At 70.8% G+C, this 15,861-nt stretch carries 19 protein-coding genes; 8 read left to right on the forward strand and 11 right to left on the reverse strand.

Going from position 1 to position 15,861, the window contains the following annotated elements; all coding sequences use genetic code 11:
* Positions 1-95: 95 nt before the first annotated feature.
* On the forward strand, positions 96-845 hold the full coding sequence (locus tag EG812_RS23565) for a sugar isomerase domain-containing protein (RefSeq protein WP_013735372.1): 750 nt from the start codon (positions 96-98) through the stop codon (positions 843-845).
* A gap of 183 nt (positions 846-1,028) precedes the next feature.
* Positions 1,029-1,529 carry a DUF6328 family protein gene (locus tag EG812_RS23570; RefSeq protein WP_013735371.1) on the forward strand — a complete coding sequence of 167 codons (501 nt, stop codon included), beginning with the start codon at positions 1,029-1,031 and terminating at the stop codon, positions 1,527-1,529.
* Positions 1,530-1,615: 86 nt separating this feature from the next.
* Here EG812_RS23570 and EG812_RS23575 read toward each other — a convergent pair whose 3' ends face one another.
* From EG812_RS23575 to EG812_RS23605, 8 genes are all read right to left on the reverse strand, one after another.
* Positions 1,616-2,248 (reverse strand): hypothetical protein, encoded by a 633-nt coding sequence (locus EG812_RS23575; RefSeq protein ID WP_126712782.1) that lies wholly within the window; start codon positions 2,246-2,248, stop codon positions 1,616-1,618.
* 463 nt (positions 2,249-2,711) lie between these two features.
* Positions 2,712-3,110 (reverse strand): Fur family transcriptional regulator, encoded by a 399-nt coding sequence (locus EG812_RS23580; protein WP_013735369.1) that lies wholly within the window; start codon positions 3,108-3,110, stop codon positions 2,712-2,714.
* Positions 3,107-3,238 (reverse strand): hypothetical protein, encoded by a 132-nt coding sequence (locus EG812_RS29985; protein WP_269764261.1) that lies wholly within the window; start codon positions 3,236-3,238, stop codon positions 3,107-3,109. The genes EG812_RS23580 and EG812_RS29985 overlap by 4 nt, the downstream gene beginning before the upstream one ends.
* Positions 3,235-3,534, reverse strand: a complete 300-nt coding sequence (locus EG812_RS23585) for an ArsR/SmtB family transcription factor (protein ID WP_013735368.1) — start codon at positions 3,532-3,534, stop codon at positions 3,235-3,237. The genes EG812_RS29985 and EG812_RS23585 overlap by 4 nt, the downstream gene beginning before the upstream one ends.
* Before the next feature lie 37 nt (positions 3,535-3,571).
* Complete coding sequence (locus EG812_RS23590; protein ID WP_043725473.1) at positions 3,572-4,441, reverse strand: metal ABC transporter permease; 870 nt, start codon at positions 4,439-4,441, stop codon at positions 3,572-3,574.
* On the reverse strand, positions 4,438-5,202 hold the full coding sequence (locus tag EG812_RS23595) for a metal ABC transporter ATP-binding protein (RefSeq protein ID WP_013735366.1): 765 nt from the start codon (positions 5,200-5,202) through the stop codon (positions 4,438-4,440). The genes EG812_RS23590 and EG812_RS23595 overlap by 4 nt, the downstream gene beginning before the upstream one ends.
* Positions 5,199-6,173 (reverse strand): metal ABC transporter substrate-binding protein, encoded by a 975-nt coding sequence (locus EG812_RS23600; RefSeq protein ID WP_013735365.1) that lies wholly within the window; start codon positions 6,171-6,173, stop codon positions 5,199-5,201. Before EG812_RS23600 ends, EG812_RS23595 begins: the two co-directional genes overlap by 4 nt.
* A gap of 68 nt (positions 6,174-6,241) precedes the next feature.
* Positions 6,242-6,499 (reverse strand): hypothetical protein, encoded by a 258-nt coding sequence (locus EG812_RS23605; protein ID WP_013735364.1) that lies wholly within the window; start codon positions 6,497-6,499, stop codon positions 6,242-6,244.
* Between the two features lie 29 nt (positions 6,500-6,528).
* On the opposite strand from EG812_RS23605, the gene EG812_RS23610 reads away from it, so the two are divergent.
* From EG812_RS23610 to EG812_RS23620, 3 genes are all read left to right on the forward strand, one after another.
* Entirely contained in the window at positions 6,529-6,870 is a 342-nt protein-coding gene (locus EG812_RS23610) for an antibiotic biosynthesis monooxygenase family protein (RefSeq protein WP_013735363.1), read from the forward strand.
* Positions 6,871-7,009: 139 nt separating this feature from the next.
* The gene (locus EG812_RS23615; protein ID WP_126712866.1) at positions 7,010-7,483 is read left to right on the forward strand and encodes an Rv0361 family membrane protein; all 474 of its coding nucleotides are present in this window, start codon (positions 7,010-7,012) and stop codon (positions 7,481-7,483) included.
* A gap of 113 nt (positions 7,484-7,596) precedes the next feature.
* Positions 7,597-8,976, forward strand: coding sequence for a glycine--tRNA ligase (locus EG812_RS23620; RefSeq protein WP_013735361.1), 1,380 nt, complete (start codon positions 7,597-7,599; stop codon positions 8,974-8,976).
* Between the two features lie 52 nt (positions 8,977-9,028).
* Here EG812_RS23620 and EG812_RS23625 read toward each other — a convergent pair whose 3' ends face one another.
* Positions 9,029-9,988 carry a hypothetical protein gene (locus EG812_RS23625; RefSeq protein ID WP_126712783.1) on the reverse strand — a complete coding sequence of 320 codons (960 nt, stop codon included), beginning with the start codon at positions 9,986-9,988 and terminating at the stop codon, positions 9,029-9,031.
* 182 nt (positions 9,989-10,170) lie between these two features.
* Between EG812_RS23625 and dusB the strand changes: the two genes are divergently transcribed.
* The 3 genes from dusB to EG812_RS23640 all read left to right on the forward strand — a co-directional run bounded on the left by dusB (position 10,171) and on the right by EG812_RS23640 (position 12,756).
* Positions 10,171-11,337 (forward strand): tRNA dihydrouridine synthase DusB, encoded by a 1,167-nt coding sequence (dusB, locus tag EG812_RS23630; protein ID WP_502697212.1) that lies wholly within the window; start codon positions 10,171-10,173, stop codon positions 11,335-11,337.
* Between the two features lie 171 nt (positions 11,338-11,508).
* Positions 11,509-12,309: a helix-turn-helix domain-containing protein gene (locus EG812_RS23635; RefSeq protein ID WP_126712784.1), complete on the forward strand. Its 801-nt coding sequence runs from the start codon at positions 11,509-11,511 to the stop codon at positions 12,307-12,309.
* Between the two features lie 30 nt (positions 12,310-12,339).
* Entirely contained in the window at positions 12,340-12,756 is a 417-nt protein-coding gene (locus tag EG812_RS23640; protein ID WP_126712785.1) for a nuclear transport factor 2 family protein, read from the forward strand.
* 71 nt (positions 12,757-12,827) lie between these two features.
* Here EG812_RS23640 and EG812_RS23645 read toward each other — a convergent pair whose 3' ends face one another.
* Positions 12,828-13,481 carry a C39 family peptidase gene (locus EG812_RS23645; protein ID WP_126712786.1) on the reverse strand — a complete coding sequence of 218 codons (654 nt, stop codon included), beginning with the start codon at positions 13,479-13,481 and terminating at the stop codon, positions 12,828-12,830.
* 575 nt (positions 13,482-14,056) lie between these two features.
* Entirely contained in the window at positions 14,057-15,847 is a 1,791-nt protein-coding gene (locus EG812_RS23650; RefSeq protein WP_502697213.1) for a beta-N-acetylhexosaminidase, read from the reverse strand.
* Between the last annotated feature and the right edge of the window lie 14 nt (positions 15,848-15,861).

The raw sequence follows: 15,861 nt of genomic DNA on the forward strand, positions 1-15,861 counted from the left end.
GTCGTGCCTTGATGCCTGCGGAGGGCTGGCGGAAGGGCTGGCGGAGTTGCTGGCGGCTGGCGGAGTTGCTGGTTCGGCGAGAAAGCGGAGTGACGATGACGTTGAGTGCCGACGGTTACCTGGCCGTGGTGACCGCGACGATGAACCGGGTGGCACAGGGTCAGCGGGACCAGGTGGCCCGTGCTGCGGACCTGATCGCCGAGGCGATCCGGGCCGACGGGGTGGTGCACGCCTTCGGCACCGGCCACTCCGAGGCGCTGGCGATGGAGATCGCCGGCCGGGCCGGCGGGCTGGTGCCGACCAACCGGATCGCCCTGCGTGACCTGGTGCTGCACGGCGGAGCGTCCGCCGATGTGCTGGGACCGAAGCTGGAACGGGACCCGTCGGTGGCCCACCGCCTCTACGAACTCGCCCCGGTCGACCCGGCCGACATCTTCGTACTCGCCTCGAACTCGGGGGTGAACGGGGCGATGGTGGAGTTCGCCTCGCTGGTACGCGAGCGCGGCCACCGGCTGGTGGCGATCACCTCGGCGGAACACTCGGCCCGGATGGAGTCCCGCCATCCGTCGGGTCGCAAGCTCGCCGACTTCGCCGACGTGGTGCTGGACAACGGCGCCCCGTACGGCGACGCGACCCTGCCGCTGCCCGACGGTGGCGCGGTCGGTGCGGTCTCCTCGATCACCGCCGCGTTGCTGGCCCAGCAGATCGTGGTGGAGGTGGTGGCCCGGCTGCTCGCGGCAGGTGAACGTCCGCCGGTCTACCTGTCCGCCAACATCGCCGGCGGCGACGCGCACAACGACACCCTGGAGGCCCGGTACGCGGGACGGATCCGCCGCGGCTCCTGAGCGCCGGGCTTCCTGAACGCCGGGTTTCCTGAACGTCGTGGCTCCTGAGCGCTGCGGCGGGTTGGCCGGGGCGCAGTGGCGGTGGTCCTGCGAACCGGTTTCGGATCGACGGCGGTGGGGCAATCAGCGTTGCCGCCGTCGCCGAACCGGTCCGGCGGCAGGCCGTACCCCCGGAGGTCAGCGGTGTCCAAGGAAACCGAGAAGCAGCGGTGGCAGCGCAACTTCGCCGACCTGTTGCAGGAGTTGCGGGTCGCGCAGACCGGCGTGCAGATCCTCTTCGCCTTTCTGCTGACCCTGCCGTTCAGCAACGGCTTCGGCAGCACCAGCCCGTTCCAACGGGACGTCTACATCGTCGCGTTGCTCGCAGCGGCCGGCGCCACCGCGATGATCATCTCGCCGGTGGCGTTCCACCGCGCGCTGTTCCGTCAGGGACGTAAACCGGAGTTGGTACGGTTCGCGCACCTGATGGCCTCCGGTGGCCTCGCCCTGATGCTGATCGCGATGGTCAGCTCGGTCCTGCTGATCACCGACTTCGTGCTCGCCCGCCCGATCGCCTTCCTGCTCAGCGCTGTCACCGGACTCTGGTTCCTCACCTTCTGGCTGATTCTGCCCTTCTCCCGCCGCAACTGGGGCGACGACGACATCGACGACGACGAAGACCCCAGCGGCCTGGCCAACACCTGACCCACCCCCCTGCCTGTCCCCACCTCGCCCCGTTGATCAAGAAGCTTGCGCCGGAATTCGGGCCGATGATGACGCAAACCTCTTGATCAACGCGGACGGGTGGCTGGGGACGGTGGGGTGGGGGTGCGGAGACCCAGGTGGCGGAGTTCGAGGGTGGCGAGGGCGGTGATGGTGTGCTCGTCGCCGTCGCGCCACGCCTGGGCCACGTCGGGGTTGATGCGGGTGAGTCGGCGTAGTGGTTGGTTGGCGAGGGCGCGCAGGGCCAGCAGGTCCTGACCGGCGGGTGCGGCGGCCAGCGTCGCCGCCGAGCCGGCCCGGCGCATCCAGCGCACCCGCAACGGCAGCCAGCCGAACAGCACCAGCCCGAGCGGGACGATCATCACCCCCACCGACAGGGCCAGGGCCAACTGGTCGACAAGTTCCTGCTGGTCACGCCCAGCCTCGGCGAGCGACCGCGCCGCGTCTGCCGCCCGTTCGAACGGCGCCGTCAACTCGTCACCCACCAGCGGCACCCGGCCGACCTTCCCGCCGGCCTCGGCCAGGTTGTCGGCCAGCCCACCGCCGGCCCCTTCCAACTTCTGCCCGGGTACGGCCAACCTCTGCACCAGGTCGTGCAACCACAACGCGCCCCGGATCGTCCCGTAGACCCAGGCGACGACGAGCAGATCGGTGAATACCTGCCGCAGTGCCACCGGAAAGCGATCAGCGTAAATCTTCACGCCGCCCACCCTGCCACGCCCGACCCGCCCCCGCCTCACCACCCAGCCCTAATCGATCTTGCCCAGCCCTCGCCCCGCCCGCCCAACCCTCCCCACCGCGCCCGCTCCTCCCACCGCCCTCCCGCCCGTGCTGCCCCGCCCCGCTCCGCCCTCTCGCTCTGTCCCGCTCAGTCCCGCCCCGCCCCGCCGTGCCCCGCCCCGCCGCGCCGATCTTGCACTTCTGGTCGCTGATTCGCCCCTTATGCAGCCTTTGGGGCGGCGCAAAGTGCAAGATCGCGTGGGCCTGGGTGGACGCCCCACCTGCACGTGCCCTCGCCTCGCCCGCACCCGCCTCGGCTCCGTCGATCTTGCACTTTTGGTCGCGGATATACCCTTTTCGCGGCCTTCGCGGCGACACAAAGTGCAAGATCGCGCGGGCGGGCGCGGGCGGGGGCGGGCGGGGGCGGGGAGGGGGGCGGGGAGGTCAGGGGGTGCAGGTGGGGCAGGTGCCGAAGATTTCCAGGGTGTGGCTGACGTTGGTGAAGCCGTGTTGGGCGGCTACCTTGTCGGCCCAGGTCTCCACTGTGGGGCCGGCGACCTCGACCGTGCGACCGCAGGCTCGGCAGACCAGGTGGTGGTGGTGTCCCTCGCTGCACCTGCGGTAGAGGTGCTCGCCGCCCGGCGGGCGCATCACGTCGATCTCGCCCGCGTCGGCCAGGCCCTGCAAGGTCCGGTACACCGTGGTCAGGCCGACCCGCTCGCCGCGATCCCGCAGCATCGCGTGCAGATCCTGGGCGCTGTGGAAGCCTTCCACCTCGGCCAGCAGGGCGCTCACCGCCGAGCGTTGCCGGGTGTTACGGACCGCCGTCCCGCTGTCGCTCATGACGGCACTCCACTGCGCTGCTCATCACCCCGAGGCGCGGTCGCGCTGACCTGGCAGACCACGATGGTGCCGGGCTGGGCGTCGCCACCAGGCATTGACGTTCTGAGCTGACCGATTCGCTCGCTCATGATCCCTCCCCGGCATGGCTCACCGCGTCGGCGACGATGTGCGCAACATGCTCGTCGACCAGGGCGTACGCGATCTCCCGGCCGCGCCGGGAACCGCGGACCACGCCGGCGCCGCGTAGTACCCGTAGGTGCTGGGAGACCAGCGGTTGGGCGACGCCGAGCTTGTCGACCAATTCGTGCACGCAGCGCTCGCCGCCGGCCAGCTCGCTGACGATGGCGAGCCGGATCGGCGCGGAGAGGGCACGCAGGAGCTCACTGGCGCCCTCGTACGCGTCGTATCCGGATTCGCTGCTCACTCTGCAACGGTAACCAATACCGACAGGGTCATCGTGGTCAGGACCGGTCGAGCACCACCTCGGGTGGCTCGGGTGCGGGCACCGGCTCCGGTCGGGTCCGGCGGATCCGACGCCAGCCGGCGGCGAACAGGGTGATCACCACGAACGAGGCGATGGCGAGCACCACCACCGAGGCGCCGGGCGCGGTGTCGGCGACCGCCGCCACCCAGATGCCGGCGCCGGCGGCGAACAGGCCGAGGGTCATCGCCGCCGTCATGGTGGCGCGGAAGCCTCGGGTGACCTGTTGGGCGGTGGCCACCGGCACCACCATCAGCGCGCTGATCAGCAGTACGCCGACCGCCCGCATCGCGATCGTCACGGTGATCGCGGTGGTGACCGCCAGCAGCAGGTTCAGGGCGCGTACCGGCAGGCCGGAGACCCGCGCGTACTCCTCGTCCTGGCAGACCGCGAACAACGCGGGCCGCAGGGCGATCATCGTGATCAGCACGGCCACACCGAGCACCGCGATGGTGACGAGGTCGCTGCGGGAGGTGGTGGTGAGCGCCCCGAACAGGTACGCGTTGAGGTTCGCGCTGGTGCTGTCCGACAGGCCCACCAGCACCACGCCACCGGCGATGCCGCCGTAGAAGAGCAGGGCCAGGGCCAGGTCACCGGAGGTACGGCCCCGTTCGCGGATCAACTCGATGGCGACCGCACCGATCACAGCCGCGATCACCGCCATGATCACGGGGGAGGTGCCGAAGAGCAGGCCCGCGCCGACACCGGTCAACGCCACGTGCCCGATGCCGTCCCCGATCAGCGCGAGCCGCCGCTGCACCAGGTAGATGCCGAGCGCCGGTGCGGCCACCCCGATGACGAGCGCGCCGATCAGCGCGTTCTGCATGTACTCGTACTGAAAGAGGGTCAATTCGTGCCCCACAGCCCGGCGGGTTCCTCGGGACAGTGCGGATGCACGTGGTCGTGGTCCGGCGCCGCGTGGTGCCCGGCCGGTTCCGGCACCGCGCCGTCGTGCGCGATCAGACCCTGGTGTACGACGACCGCCCGGCTGATCAGCGGCTGGAGCGGACCCAGCTCGTGCGCCACCAGCAGGACGGTGCCGCCGCCGTCGGTGAAGCCGCGCAGCGCCTCGGCGAACGCCTCCTGGCTGGCGGCGTCCACCCCGGCCGTCGGCTCGTCGAGCACCAGCAGTTCGGGCTTACCGGCCAGCGCGCGGGCGATCAGGGTGCGCTGCTGCTGCCCGCCGGAGAGGGTGGCCACCGGGTCCTTCGCCCGGTCGGCCAGACCGACGGCGTGCAGCGCCTCGGTGACGGCCGTGCGGTCGGCGCGCCCCGGTGGGCGCAGGATGCCCCGGCGGGCCAGCCGGCCGGAGGCCACCACCTCGGCCACCGTGGCCGGTACGCCGCTGCCCGCGCCGAGGCGCTGTGGGACGTACCCGATGCGGTGCCACTGGCGGAACCGGCGTGCCGGCTCGCCGAAGAGGGTCACCGAGCCGGAGCTGAGCGGGACCAGCCCGAGCACGGCGCGGATCAGGGTGGACTTGCCGGAACCGTTGGCGCCGAGGACCGCGACCACCTCACCGGCGGTCACGGTCAGTGAGACGTCCCGCAGCACGGGGCGGCCGTCGTAGCCGACCACCCCGTGCGTGACGGTGATGACTTCAGGTGTCACGAGCAGCTCAACGCCGTCCGCAGGGTTTGCAGGTTGGTACGCATCACCGAAAGGTAGTCCTCCCCGCTGTTGCCGGTGGACAGGCCCTCCAGCGGGTCGAGCACCGCGGTCTGCGCGCCCACCTCCCGGGCGATTGTCTCGGCGACCTTGGGGCTGACCAGCGTCTCGAAGAAGATCGTGGTGGCGCCGTGCTCGCGCGCCTCCTCGGTGACCGCGGCCAGCCGCTGCGGCGACGGCTCGTCCTCGGGCGAGAGGCCGGTGATGCCGATCTGCTCCAACTGGTAGCGCTGCGTGAGGTACCCGAACGCGGTGTGGCTGACCACGATCTCCCGGCGCTGGCAGGTCTTCAGCCCCTCGGTGAACTCGGTGTCCAGCTGCTCCAGTTCGGTGCGCAGGGTGGCGGCCCGCTGGGTGTACTCGTCGGCGTGGTCCGGGTCGACGGCACCGAGGCGTTCGGCCAGCTTGTCGCCGATGGTGGCCAGCCGGGTCGGGTCGAGCCAGACGTGCGGGTCCTTCGCGCCGTCGGACACCTCGTCGGCATGCTCGTCATCGTGGTCGTGCTCGTCACCGTGGTCGTGGTCGTGGCCGCCGGCGGTGGCGTCCAGCAGGGGCTCGACGGCGGCCACGTCGAAGGCCCGGTCGCCGCCGTTCTGCTCGATCGCGGTGTCCACCGCGGGCTGGAAACCGTCCAGGAAGATGATCAGCTCCGCGTCGATGATCTGACCGACCTGTCGCGGGTTCAGCTCCAGGTCGTGTGGCTCGGCACCCGGACGGGCCAGGTTGGTCACCGTCACGGCGTCCCCGCCGATCCGCTCGGCCAGGAACTGCAAGGGGTAGAAGCCGGCCACCACGTCGACCCGCTCCGGGTCGCCACCGGAAGTGGTGTCGGTGCTGCAAGCGGCGACGCCGGTCAGGGCGAGCAGCGCGGCGGTGGCGGTGGCCAGGACTCGGGGGGTGGTGCGGAAGGTCATGTCATCGACTGTCCGCGACAATGACAATGATTGTCAAAAACGCATAATTGCATGTCGGAGCAGGTCGATCAGAGCAGCTTCACCAGGCCGACGGTGACCAGCAGGGTCAACATCAACAATCGGATCAGCCGGGTCGGCGGCGTCTGCACCGGCCAGGTCGTCACCAGCAGGGCGGCCACCGCGGCGGCGAGCAGCAGGGTGAACAGCCCGCCCAGCGGGCCCGGGGTGAAGAACGCGACAAGTACGAGAAGCAGGGTGATCAGGAACACGGTCGTCGGGTTGGCCCGGGCCAGGCGGCCGGCGACCCGGCGCTGCGTACGCTGCATCCCACAGACTCTACGAGGAGGAGTGCCCGGTGCTCGTGACCAACCGGTTCGTGGTCGACGACGACGGCGCGCAGGATTTCACCGAACGGGCCCACGCCGCCCTCGCGGCGCTGGCTGCCCGCCCCGGTTACCTGCGCGGGCAACTGGTCCGGGCGCTGGACGACCCGCGACACTGGTGCCTGGTCACCGAGTGGGAGTCGGTGGGCACCTACCGCCGCGCGCTCGGTGGCTTCGACGTCAAGGTCACGGCGATACCGCTGCTCGCCGAGAGCATCGACGAGCCGTCCGCGTACGAGACGTTGGCCAGCGCCGCGCCCGACGGCGACGTGGTGGTGGTCGACAGCGATCGCGCTGCGGGTCCTTACCGCTGAGCTGTCGGGCACTACGCTGGCTGCTATGACCGATCCCGGACCGGCGGCCCCACCACCCCAGCCCCCGCTGCCCGGCCAGCAGAATCCCCAGCCGCCGAGCCAAGGTGCCTTCGCACCGCCCGGTGTGGTCGAGTCAGGCGTGCCGACACCACCGACCGGCCCCGGAGTGGCGCCGCCGTTCGCGGCGCCGCCGACCGAGGGCCGTCGCTCCCGACTCTGGCTCGGCCTCGGTGCCGGGGCGTTGGCGCTTGTGCTCTGCTGCGGTGGCGGGGGCGCCGCAGTGGTCGGCCTGCTGGTCAGCGGGGTGCAGGCGATCGAGGAACAGGGCCGTACGGTCTCCAGCGACTACTACCGCGCCCTGGCCGACGGCGAGTACGGCCAGGCGTACGACCAGCTCTGCGAGGACGCCAAGCGGCGCGAGTCCCGGCAGGAGTTCGAACGCCGGGCCGCCGCCGAGCCGCAGATCGTCTCCTACCGGGTCGGCAGCGTGGACACCACCACGCTTACCGTGCCGGTGGACGTCACCCTCGCCGGCGGCGGTCAGGAACGGCAACAGGTCGTGCTCGGCCAGGACCAGCAGACCGGTGCCATGGAGGTCTGCGGAGTCAACTGACCGGCCGCAGGTAATGTGCTGGGTTCGGGACCACGGCAGTCGTACCGTTGTCCCGAACTGTTCCTGCCATCCCACCGCGTCCCCGCCGACCGCCAGTCGGCGTAGGAGGAAACATGCCAGCAGACCGTATCGACGCCATCGTCAGCCTCGCCAAGCGCCGAGGCTTCGTCTTCCCCTCCAGTGAGATCTACGGAGGCACCCGATCGGCGTGGGACTACGGCCCGCTCGGCGTGGAGCTCAAGGAGAACGTCCGCCGGCAGTGGTGGAAGACCATGGTCCAGCAGCGTGACGACGTGGTCGGGCTGGACTCCGCGGTCATCCTGGCCCGGGACGTGTGGGCGGCCTCCGGCCACCTCGACGCCTTCGTCGACCCGCTGACCGAGTGCCAGTCCTGCCACAAGCGGTTCCGCGCCGACCACCTGGAAGAGGCGTACGCGGAGAAGCACGGCAAGCCGCTCGCCTCGCTCACCGAGCTGAACTGCCCGAACTGCGGCAACAAGGGCACCTTCACCGAGCCGAAGATGTTCAACGGGCTGATGAAGACCTTCCTCGGCCCGGTGGAGAGCGACGAGGGCCTGCACTACCTGCGCCCGGAGACCGCCCAGGGCATCTTCGTCAACTACAACAACGTGGCCAACGCGGCGCGGAAGAAGCCGCCGTTCGGCATCGCGCAGACCGGCAAGTCGTTCCGCAACGAGATCACCCCGGGCAACTTCATCTTCCGTACCCGCGAGTTCGAGCAGATGGAGATGGAGTTCTTCGTCGAGCCCGGCACCGACGAGCAGTGGCACGAGTACTGGCTCTCCGAGCGCTGGAACTGGTACGTCGACCTCGGGCTCTCCGCGGAGAACATGCGCTTCTACGAGCACCCCAAGGAGAAGCTCTCGCACTACTCGAAGCGCACCGTCGACATCGAGTACCGGTTCCAGTTCGGCGGCAGCGAGTTCGCCGAGCTGGAGGGGATCGCCAACCGCACCGACTTCGACCTCTCCACGCACAGCAAGCACTCCGGGGTCGACCTGTCGTACTTCGACCAGACCAAGAGTGAGCGCTGGGTCCCGTACGTGATCGAGCCGGCCGCCGGCCTGACCCGCGCGGTGCTGGCGTTCCTGCTGGAGGCGTACGACGTCGACCAGGCACCCAACGCCAAGGGCAAGATGGAGGAGCGCACCGTCATGCGCTTCGACCCGCGGCTGGCCCCGGTCAAGGTGGCGGTGCTGCCGCTGTCGCGCAACGAGGCGCTCTCGCCCAAGGCCAAGGACCTCGCGGCGCAGCTGCGCAAGCGTTGGGTGGTCGAGTTCGACGACTCGCAGGCGATCGGCCGCCGCTACCGTCGCCAGGACGAGATCGGCACCCCGTTCTGCGTCACTGTCGACTTCGACACCCTGGACGACAACGCGGTGACCATCCGCAACCGGGACACCATGGCCCAGGAGCGCATCGCCCTGGACCAGGTCGAGCGCTACCTGATCGACCACCTCCCCGGCTGCTGAGGTGTAAGGAAGGGCCCCTTCTTAACGCCTGGCGTAGAGGAGGGGCCCCTTGTTAACAAGTGGGCTGGCCGACGCATACCCGGGCCGTGGCACCGACACCGCGTCGGGAGTCGTACGCGTCCTCCACCGTGCGGCGCACCCGGCGTGGCTCGCGGCGGATCTGCGCGGGCGTGAAGTGCAACACCAGGATGCCGTGCCGACTCAGCTCGTTGTGCCGGTCGAGCGTGCGCGTCCAGTCCGCAGGTCGGAAGTGGTACTCCTGCGAGTCGACCTCCAGCGCCACCGCCGCGTCGGCCAGATAGCCGTCAGGTGTCGGCAGCGACGTGTCGTCCGCGCCGAGCAGCCGGGGATTCCAGTGGATCTCGCTCAGCACGCTGCTGCCCGCCAGACACTCCCGCAAATCCGCCTCGGGCGCGGACCGGGTGCCCGCCGTCACCTCCTCGAACGCCTTCCTGATCAACGCAGTCCGGCTGCGTCGGGCTCGCCTGATCTCCTCGTCCAGGGACGTGAGATCGGCGTACCCCCGCTGCACGGCCTCGGCCACGATGGCGCGCACCGGGCGGAGTTGCCGCAGGTCGCGCGCCGCGTCGACCACCGCGCGGGCCGGTGAGCACACCGGGTACAGCGGCGTGGCCCGGGCCCGGTCGTCCAGGGCGAGAGCCCGCGAGACCACCGCGAAACCTGCGGACCTGCGTCGTGCGTGATGCGGCACGATCAGCTGTACGTCGTCGCTGCGCGGGCTCTGCCTGAAGCCGTACCAGGTCAGCGCGGCCAGGCCGGTGAGTTGCGCCTCGCCACCGGCGTACAGCGCCGCCGAGATTCGCCGCTGCTCGTCGGTCAGGGTGCCGGTGACCAGGGCGTACGTCGCGGGCAGGACCCGTTGCCAGAGGGCGCGCCGGGTCTGCCGGTACAGGTACATGTCGTCGAAGCCGCAGGCCAGCAGTTGGGTGCGGCTGACGATCTGCTGTTGCCGCTCCGCCAGCTCGGAGAACTCGGGTGGATGGGTACGCATGCCGCGCAGCATCACCAGCCGTGCCGGCGCGTGTCCCGCCCGCGCCGGGCATCTGTGGACGACCGCGCACGCTGTGGACAGCGCCCCGACCTCGACGTGAGTGTGTTATGCGTCGCGTTAACAAGGTGCCCTTCCTATGCACGAGGCGTTAAGAAGGGGCCCTTCCTTACACTTGGGCGGTGATGATGTCGAGTGCTGCGCTGGGGCCGTTGAGGATTGGGCGGCACCAGGTGTGGCCGCCGGTGGTGCTCGCGCCGATGGCGGGCATCACCAACGTCGGTTTCCGGCAGCTCTGCCGGGAGCAGGGCGGCGGCATCTACGTCTGCGAGATGATCACCACGGTCGCCCTCGTCGAGCGGAACCCGAAGACCCTGCGCATGATCGCCTTCGGGGCGGACGAGAGCCCGCGCAGTCTCCAGCTCTACGGCACCGACCCGGAGATCACCGCCGCCGCCGTGCGGATCGTGGTCGAGAAGGACCTCGCCGATCACATCGACCTCAACTTCGGCTGCCCGGTGCCGAAGGTCACCCGACGCGGCGGCGGCGCGGCCCTGCCCTGGCGACGCCGACTCTTCGCCCGCCTGGTCAAGGCCGCGGTGGACGCCGCCGCACCCGCCGGGGTGCCGGTCACGGTCAAGATGCGCAAGGGCATAGACGACGACCACCTGACGTACGTCGAGGCGGGGCTGGCCGCCCAGGACGCCGGCGTCGCCGCGGTCGCCCTGCACGGGCGTACGGCGGCACAACGCTACTCGGGCACCGCCGACTGGGACGCCATAGCCACCCTCAAGCAGGCCCTCGACGTGCCGGTGCTCGGCAACGGTGACATCTGGGAGGCCGACGACGCACTGCGGATGGTGACGCACACCGGCGTCGACGGGGTGGTGATCGGGCGGGGCTGCCTCGGCCGCCCGTGGCTCTTCGCCGACCTGGAGGCCGCCTTCGCCGGGCGTACCGACCGGCGCCTGCCCACCCTCGGCGAGGTGGCGCTGACCATGCGCCGGCATGCCGAACTGCTGGTCGAGCAGTTCACCGCCGGGGCGCGCAACCCGGCCCGGGGTGAGCGCGACGGCTGCACCGACTTCCGCAAGCACGTCGCCTGGTATCTCAAGGGCTTCCCGATCGGCAGCGAACTGCGCCGCGCCCTGGCAATGATCGACAGCCTGGCCCAGCTCGACGACCTGCTCGGCAAGCTGGACCCGACGGTGCCCTTCCCGACCGAGACGCTGGGCCAGCCGCGCGGACGGACCAATTCCCCGGGCAAGGTCTTCCTGCCCGACGGTTGGCTGGCCAGCCGAGACGACGACACCGTCCCCGAGGGTGCCGAGCTGGACGACTCCGGCGGCTGAGCGCAGACCGGCGGCCTTCGGGCATTACCTGGCAGGTAATCGACTACGCACCGGTGGTCCGGCACGCTGGCGTGGACGCCCGAGGACGAGGAACCCGATGAACCTGCCCCCACCGCTGTGTCGATCGTGCCTGTGCCCGTCCGCGCTGGACGCGGTACCGCCGGAGCTGCCGTGACCGCCACCGTGCCGGCGCTCTCGGTCGGTCCGGCGCTGCGCCGGTGGCGGGAGGCGCGGCGGTTGAGTCAACTGGAGATGGCCGCGCGGGCCGACATCTCCACCCGCCATCTGAGCTTCGTCGAGACGGGCCGGTCGCGACCGAGCCCGGAGATGGTGCTTCGCCTCGCCGAACACCTCGACCTGCCGCTACGCGAACGCAACCGGCTGCTGTTGGCGGCGGGCTACGCACCGGCGTACCCGCAGACCGCGCTGACCGCCCCCCGGATGGCGTCGGCCCGCGCCGCCGTCCGGCAGGTGTTGGCCGGCCACGAGCCCTACCCGGCGGTGGTGGTCGACTGCAGGTGGCAGATGGTGGACGCCAACCAGAGCCTGACCATCTTCACCGATCTGGTCGCGCCCGACCTGCTGGCGCCTCCGGTGAACGTGCTGCGGGTGAGCCTGCATCCGGACGGCCTCGCCCCGCACATAGCGAACCTCGGCCAGTGGCGTGCGCACCTGCTGGCTCGGCTGGCACGGCAGGTCGAACTGGCCGGTGACGCGGGGCTGGCCGCCTTGGACGGCGAGTTACGTGGCTATCCAAGCGACGGCCCGGAACCGGACGTCGAACTGCCCGGCCCAGGCGACATCGTGGTGCCACTGCGACTGCGGCACGACGGTGGAGAGTTGGCCTTCATCAGCACCATCGCGACGTTCGGTACGCCACTGGACGTCACGTTGGCCGAACTGTCCATCGAGTCGTTCTATCCGGCGGACGAGCGTACGGCGGCAGTGCTGCGCGAACGCAGCCGATCGTGACCGTTGTCCCCTGCCATTGGAGGTCGTGAAGTGTCCGCTACCCGGCAGACCGTCGACACGCTGCTGTCCCGCATCGTCGCCGGTGCGGCACCCGAGCAAGTCGCCGAGCTGTACGCCGACCAGGTCGACTGGCAGGTCAACTGGCCGAGCAGCGAGCACCTCGACGTGCCGTGGATCCGTCCGCGCTCAACCCGTGCCGACGTCGTCGACCACCACCGCACGCTGGCTGCGGCCACCGTGCCGGGGCAGGCCGAGGCGACCGTCACCGGCATCCTCGTCGACGGGCCGGACGCCGTGGTGTTCGGCCAGGTCGCCCAGACGGTACGCCGTACCGGCAAACGGTTCACCGCTCGTTTCGCCCTGCACCTCACGGTGGTCGATGGCCGGATCGTCCGGCACCACGTTTACGAGGACAGCCTCGCCATCGAGGCAGCCTGCCGGAGTTGACGCCTGCGGGTGACGACGGCAAGGGCCGACCCCGTGCGGGGTCGGCCCTTGCCGTTCGCGATGGTGGATCGTCAGCTGGTGGCGGTGTAGCCGCGGGTGGCGATCCAGTCGGCGAGGTCGTCGATGGTGAGCTGGTAGGTGGCGGTGGCGGGGTTGGCGGAGTCGGCGATGGTGACGGTGTCGCCGTCGTCCTGGTAGCCGGTGACGCTGATGTAGTGGCCGCCTTCGAAGCTGTGGACGACGCCGTCGGTGTCGGTGGTGGTGCCGGCGATGTTGGCGACCACGGCGTGGCCGCTGTCGACGGTGCGCTTGATGTCCTCGCGCAGCTTGTCGGTCTGCTTGTCATCGGCCTTGGCGCCGGGGAGCTCCACCGACTTGTAGACGTCCTTGCCGGTTTCCTTGTTCAGCACCGGAGTGATGTCGTTGATGGAGTCGGTGCCGTTCTCGGTGGTGCCCATCTCCTTGGCCATGGTGTGGACGTCGATGTTCTTGCCCTGCACGCTCAGGGCGTTGCGGGCGGCGGCGGGGCCGCAGTAGTAGAAGTTGGGCTGCGCTTCGTAGCGCACGTCGAGCTGGCGCTCGCCGCCCGGCTTGCGGTCGGCCTGCACGGCGGTGGGGGTGCTGGGTGCGGCATGGGCGGCGATGGCGGGGCCGGCGATGCCACCGGCGGTGGCGGCGGCAGCGGCGATGGTCAGGGCGGTCTTGCGCAGCATGGTGGTACGCATGATGGTGTTCCGCCTTTCGTTTCGGGGGTGCGCGCGGCAGCGATGGGGGTCGCGGGTGCCGCGCGAAAAGGGGGAGATCGTGATGGGCCGTCTCAGGCAGCATCGTGTTTGGGCTGCTGCTGTTGGCCTTGTTCGGGCGTCGTGAGGCCCGGTACGAACATCGCGGGAGAGGCTGCTGGGCTGCTCACCGGCTCGGGAGCCGTTCACGATGTCCGGGAGATGTGTAACGCCGGGTGGGGGGCGGTCATTCCGACCCGGTCCCGGGGGCGTCGCCGTCGAGGGGGCGTCGCGGTTACCCCCTGTACAACGCCCGGGCTGGGGACATGATTCCGCCGCCACGGTGACCCAGCCCACTGGCCACCGGGGCATTCGTCGGACATATCGCCTGAGCGTCGCCGGGTCCGCCCTCGCCGTTACGCCGAGACGGCGGGTTCAGAGTGGCAGGAAACCGCCATTCCGGCGTAATGGAGTCGATCACGCCGGTCAGGTCACATCCCACCGATGCTGAGGTGGGACCGCCGGGTTGACGATCCTGCCGTCGATGTCCGGGTTGAGCGCAGCCTTGGGCGGGACCGTCAGCCTTGGGCGGTATGGGGCGCGCTTTCGGCAGGCGGCGCGGGTCGGGGCGCGGGGACTGAGGGCTGCGCCGGCCAGGGTAGGTCGGGCGAGCGGTGGAAGGCGATTCCCGCCGCCGTCCAGCGCGGGGCGTGGCCGGCCAGCCGCTGCCGAAAGTCGGACCAGTCGTGAGCGGCCCGGTCGGACTGGGCGGCCCGGTCGGACTGGGCGGACGGGTGGGGCTGGGGGGACTGGGGGGACCAGGCCAGTTCGGCGATTGCGGGGAGGCGGGGGAAGAGCATGAACTCGATCTCGGTGCGGGTGGTCACGGACTCGGTCCAGAGCGGTGCCTCGACGCCGAGCACCGCGTCGGCCGGTACGTCGGTCAGGTGGGTGGCGGGGTCCCAGTCGTACGCCTGGTGCACGTCGATGTGGGCGGCCCAGTCGTGGCCGATCGGGGTGTCCGGGGCGTACTTCATGTCCAGGTAGGCGTGGTTGGCGGGGGAGAGGATCAGTTTGGCGCCCCGGCGTACCGCGTCGGCGGTGGTCGGGTCGTCGGGGCGGGTGCCCCACCACTGCAGGATCCGGCCGTCGGTGTGCGCGGCGGGGGCGATCTGGTGCCAGCCGATGACCGTCTTGCCGAGCCCGGTCACGATTCGTTGTACCCGTTCGACGAAGCGGGTGTAGACCTCGGCGGGCACCTTGAACGCCTCGTCGCCGCCGATGTGCAGCCACGGGCCGGGGGTGAGCGCGGCGAGTTCGCCGAGCACGTCGGCGACGAAGTCGTACGTCCGCTCGCTTGTCGGGTCGACGTAGCTGAACCCGATCTCGGTGCCGGCGTACGGCGACGGGGTTGTTCCCGGCGGTGCCAGTTCGGGGTGGGCGACCAGCGCGGCGTTGGTGTGGCCGGGCAGGTCGATCTCGGGGATGACGGTGATGTGCCGGGCGGCGGCGTACGCCACGATGCGCCGGTAGTCGGCCTGGGTGTAGTGCCCGCCGGGGCCGCCACCGACCTCGGTCGCCCCGCCGACGGCGGCCAGTCGGGGCCAGGAGTCGATGGCGATCCGCCACCCCTGGTCGTCGGTGAGGTGCAGGTGCAGCCGGTTGAGCTTGTACCGGGCCAGGTGGTCGATGACCCGCAGCACGTCGGCGACGCCGAAGAAGTGCCGGGCCACGTCGAGCATGGCGCCTCGGTGCGGGTACCGGGGGCGGTCGAGGATCGACCCGCCGGGCAGCAGCCACCGCTCGGCGACCGGCGTGCGGCTCTCGATGGCGGCGGGTAGCAGTTGGCGCAGTGTCTGCACCCCGTGGTGCAGACCGGCGGCGGTGCGGGCGCGCAGGCGTACCCCGTCGCGTGTGACGTCGAGCCGGTATCCCTCGGCGCCGAGGTCGGCCTCGTCGGTCAGCTGCAGGGCGATGCCGCCGGCGGGCGGTTGCCCGACCACGGCGGTCACCGGCAGCGGGTACCCGGTGGCGGGGCGGAGCAGCGCGGCGAGTTGTTCGCCGACGGCCAGTGCGGCCGGGTCGGCGCTGACCCGGATCACCGCGTCGGCGGTCAGCAGGTGGTCGGCGTCGGGATCCGGCTCGACCCGCTCGGGCGCCGGGATCACCTCACCCAGCCGGACCACCGAACCCAACTGGACCGCCGCGCCCAGCTGCACCACCGAACCGAGCCGGACCGGCGCGGCCGGGGCGAGCTGCGTCGCCGCCGCCCGCTCCGCCGCGCCCGCCAACTCCTCGGCGGTACGCGTGGTGCTCTCGGCCGGGTGCAGCGGCTGCGGTGGGGTGTCAGGCGGCGAGGACAACGACAGCTCCGAGGACAACG

Source organism: Verrucosispora sp. FIM060022 (genome assembly GCF_003977705.1).
GTDB classification, from domain to species: domain Bacteria; phylum Actinomycetota; class Actinomycetes; order Mycobacteriales; family Micromonosporaceae; genus Micromonospora; species Micromonospora gifhornensis.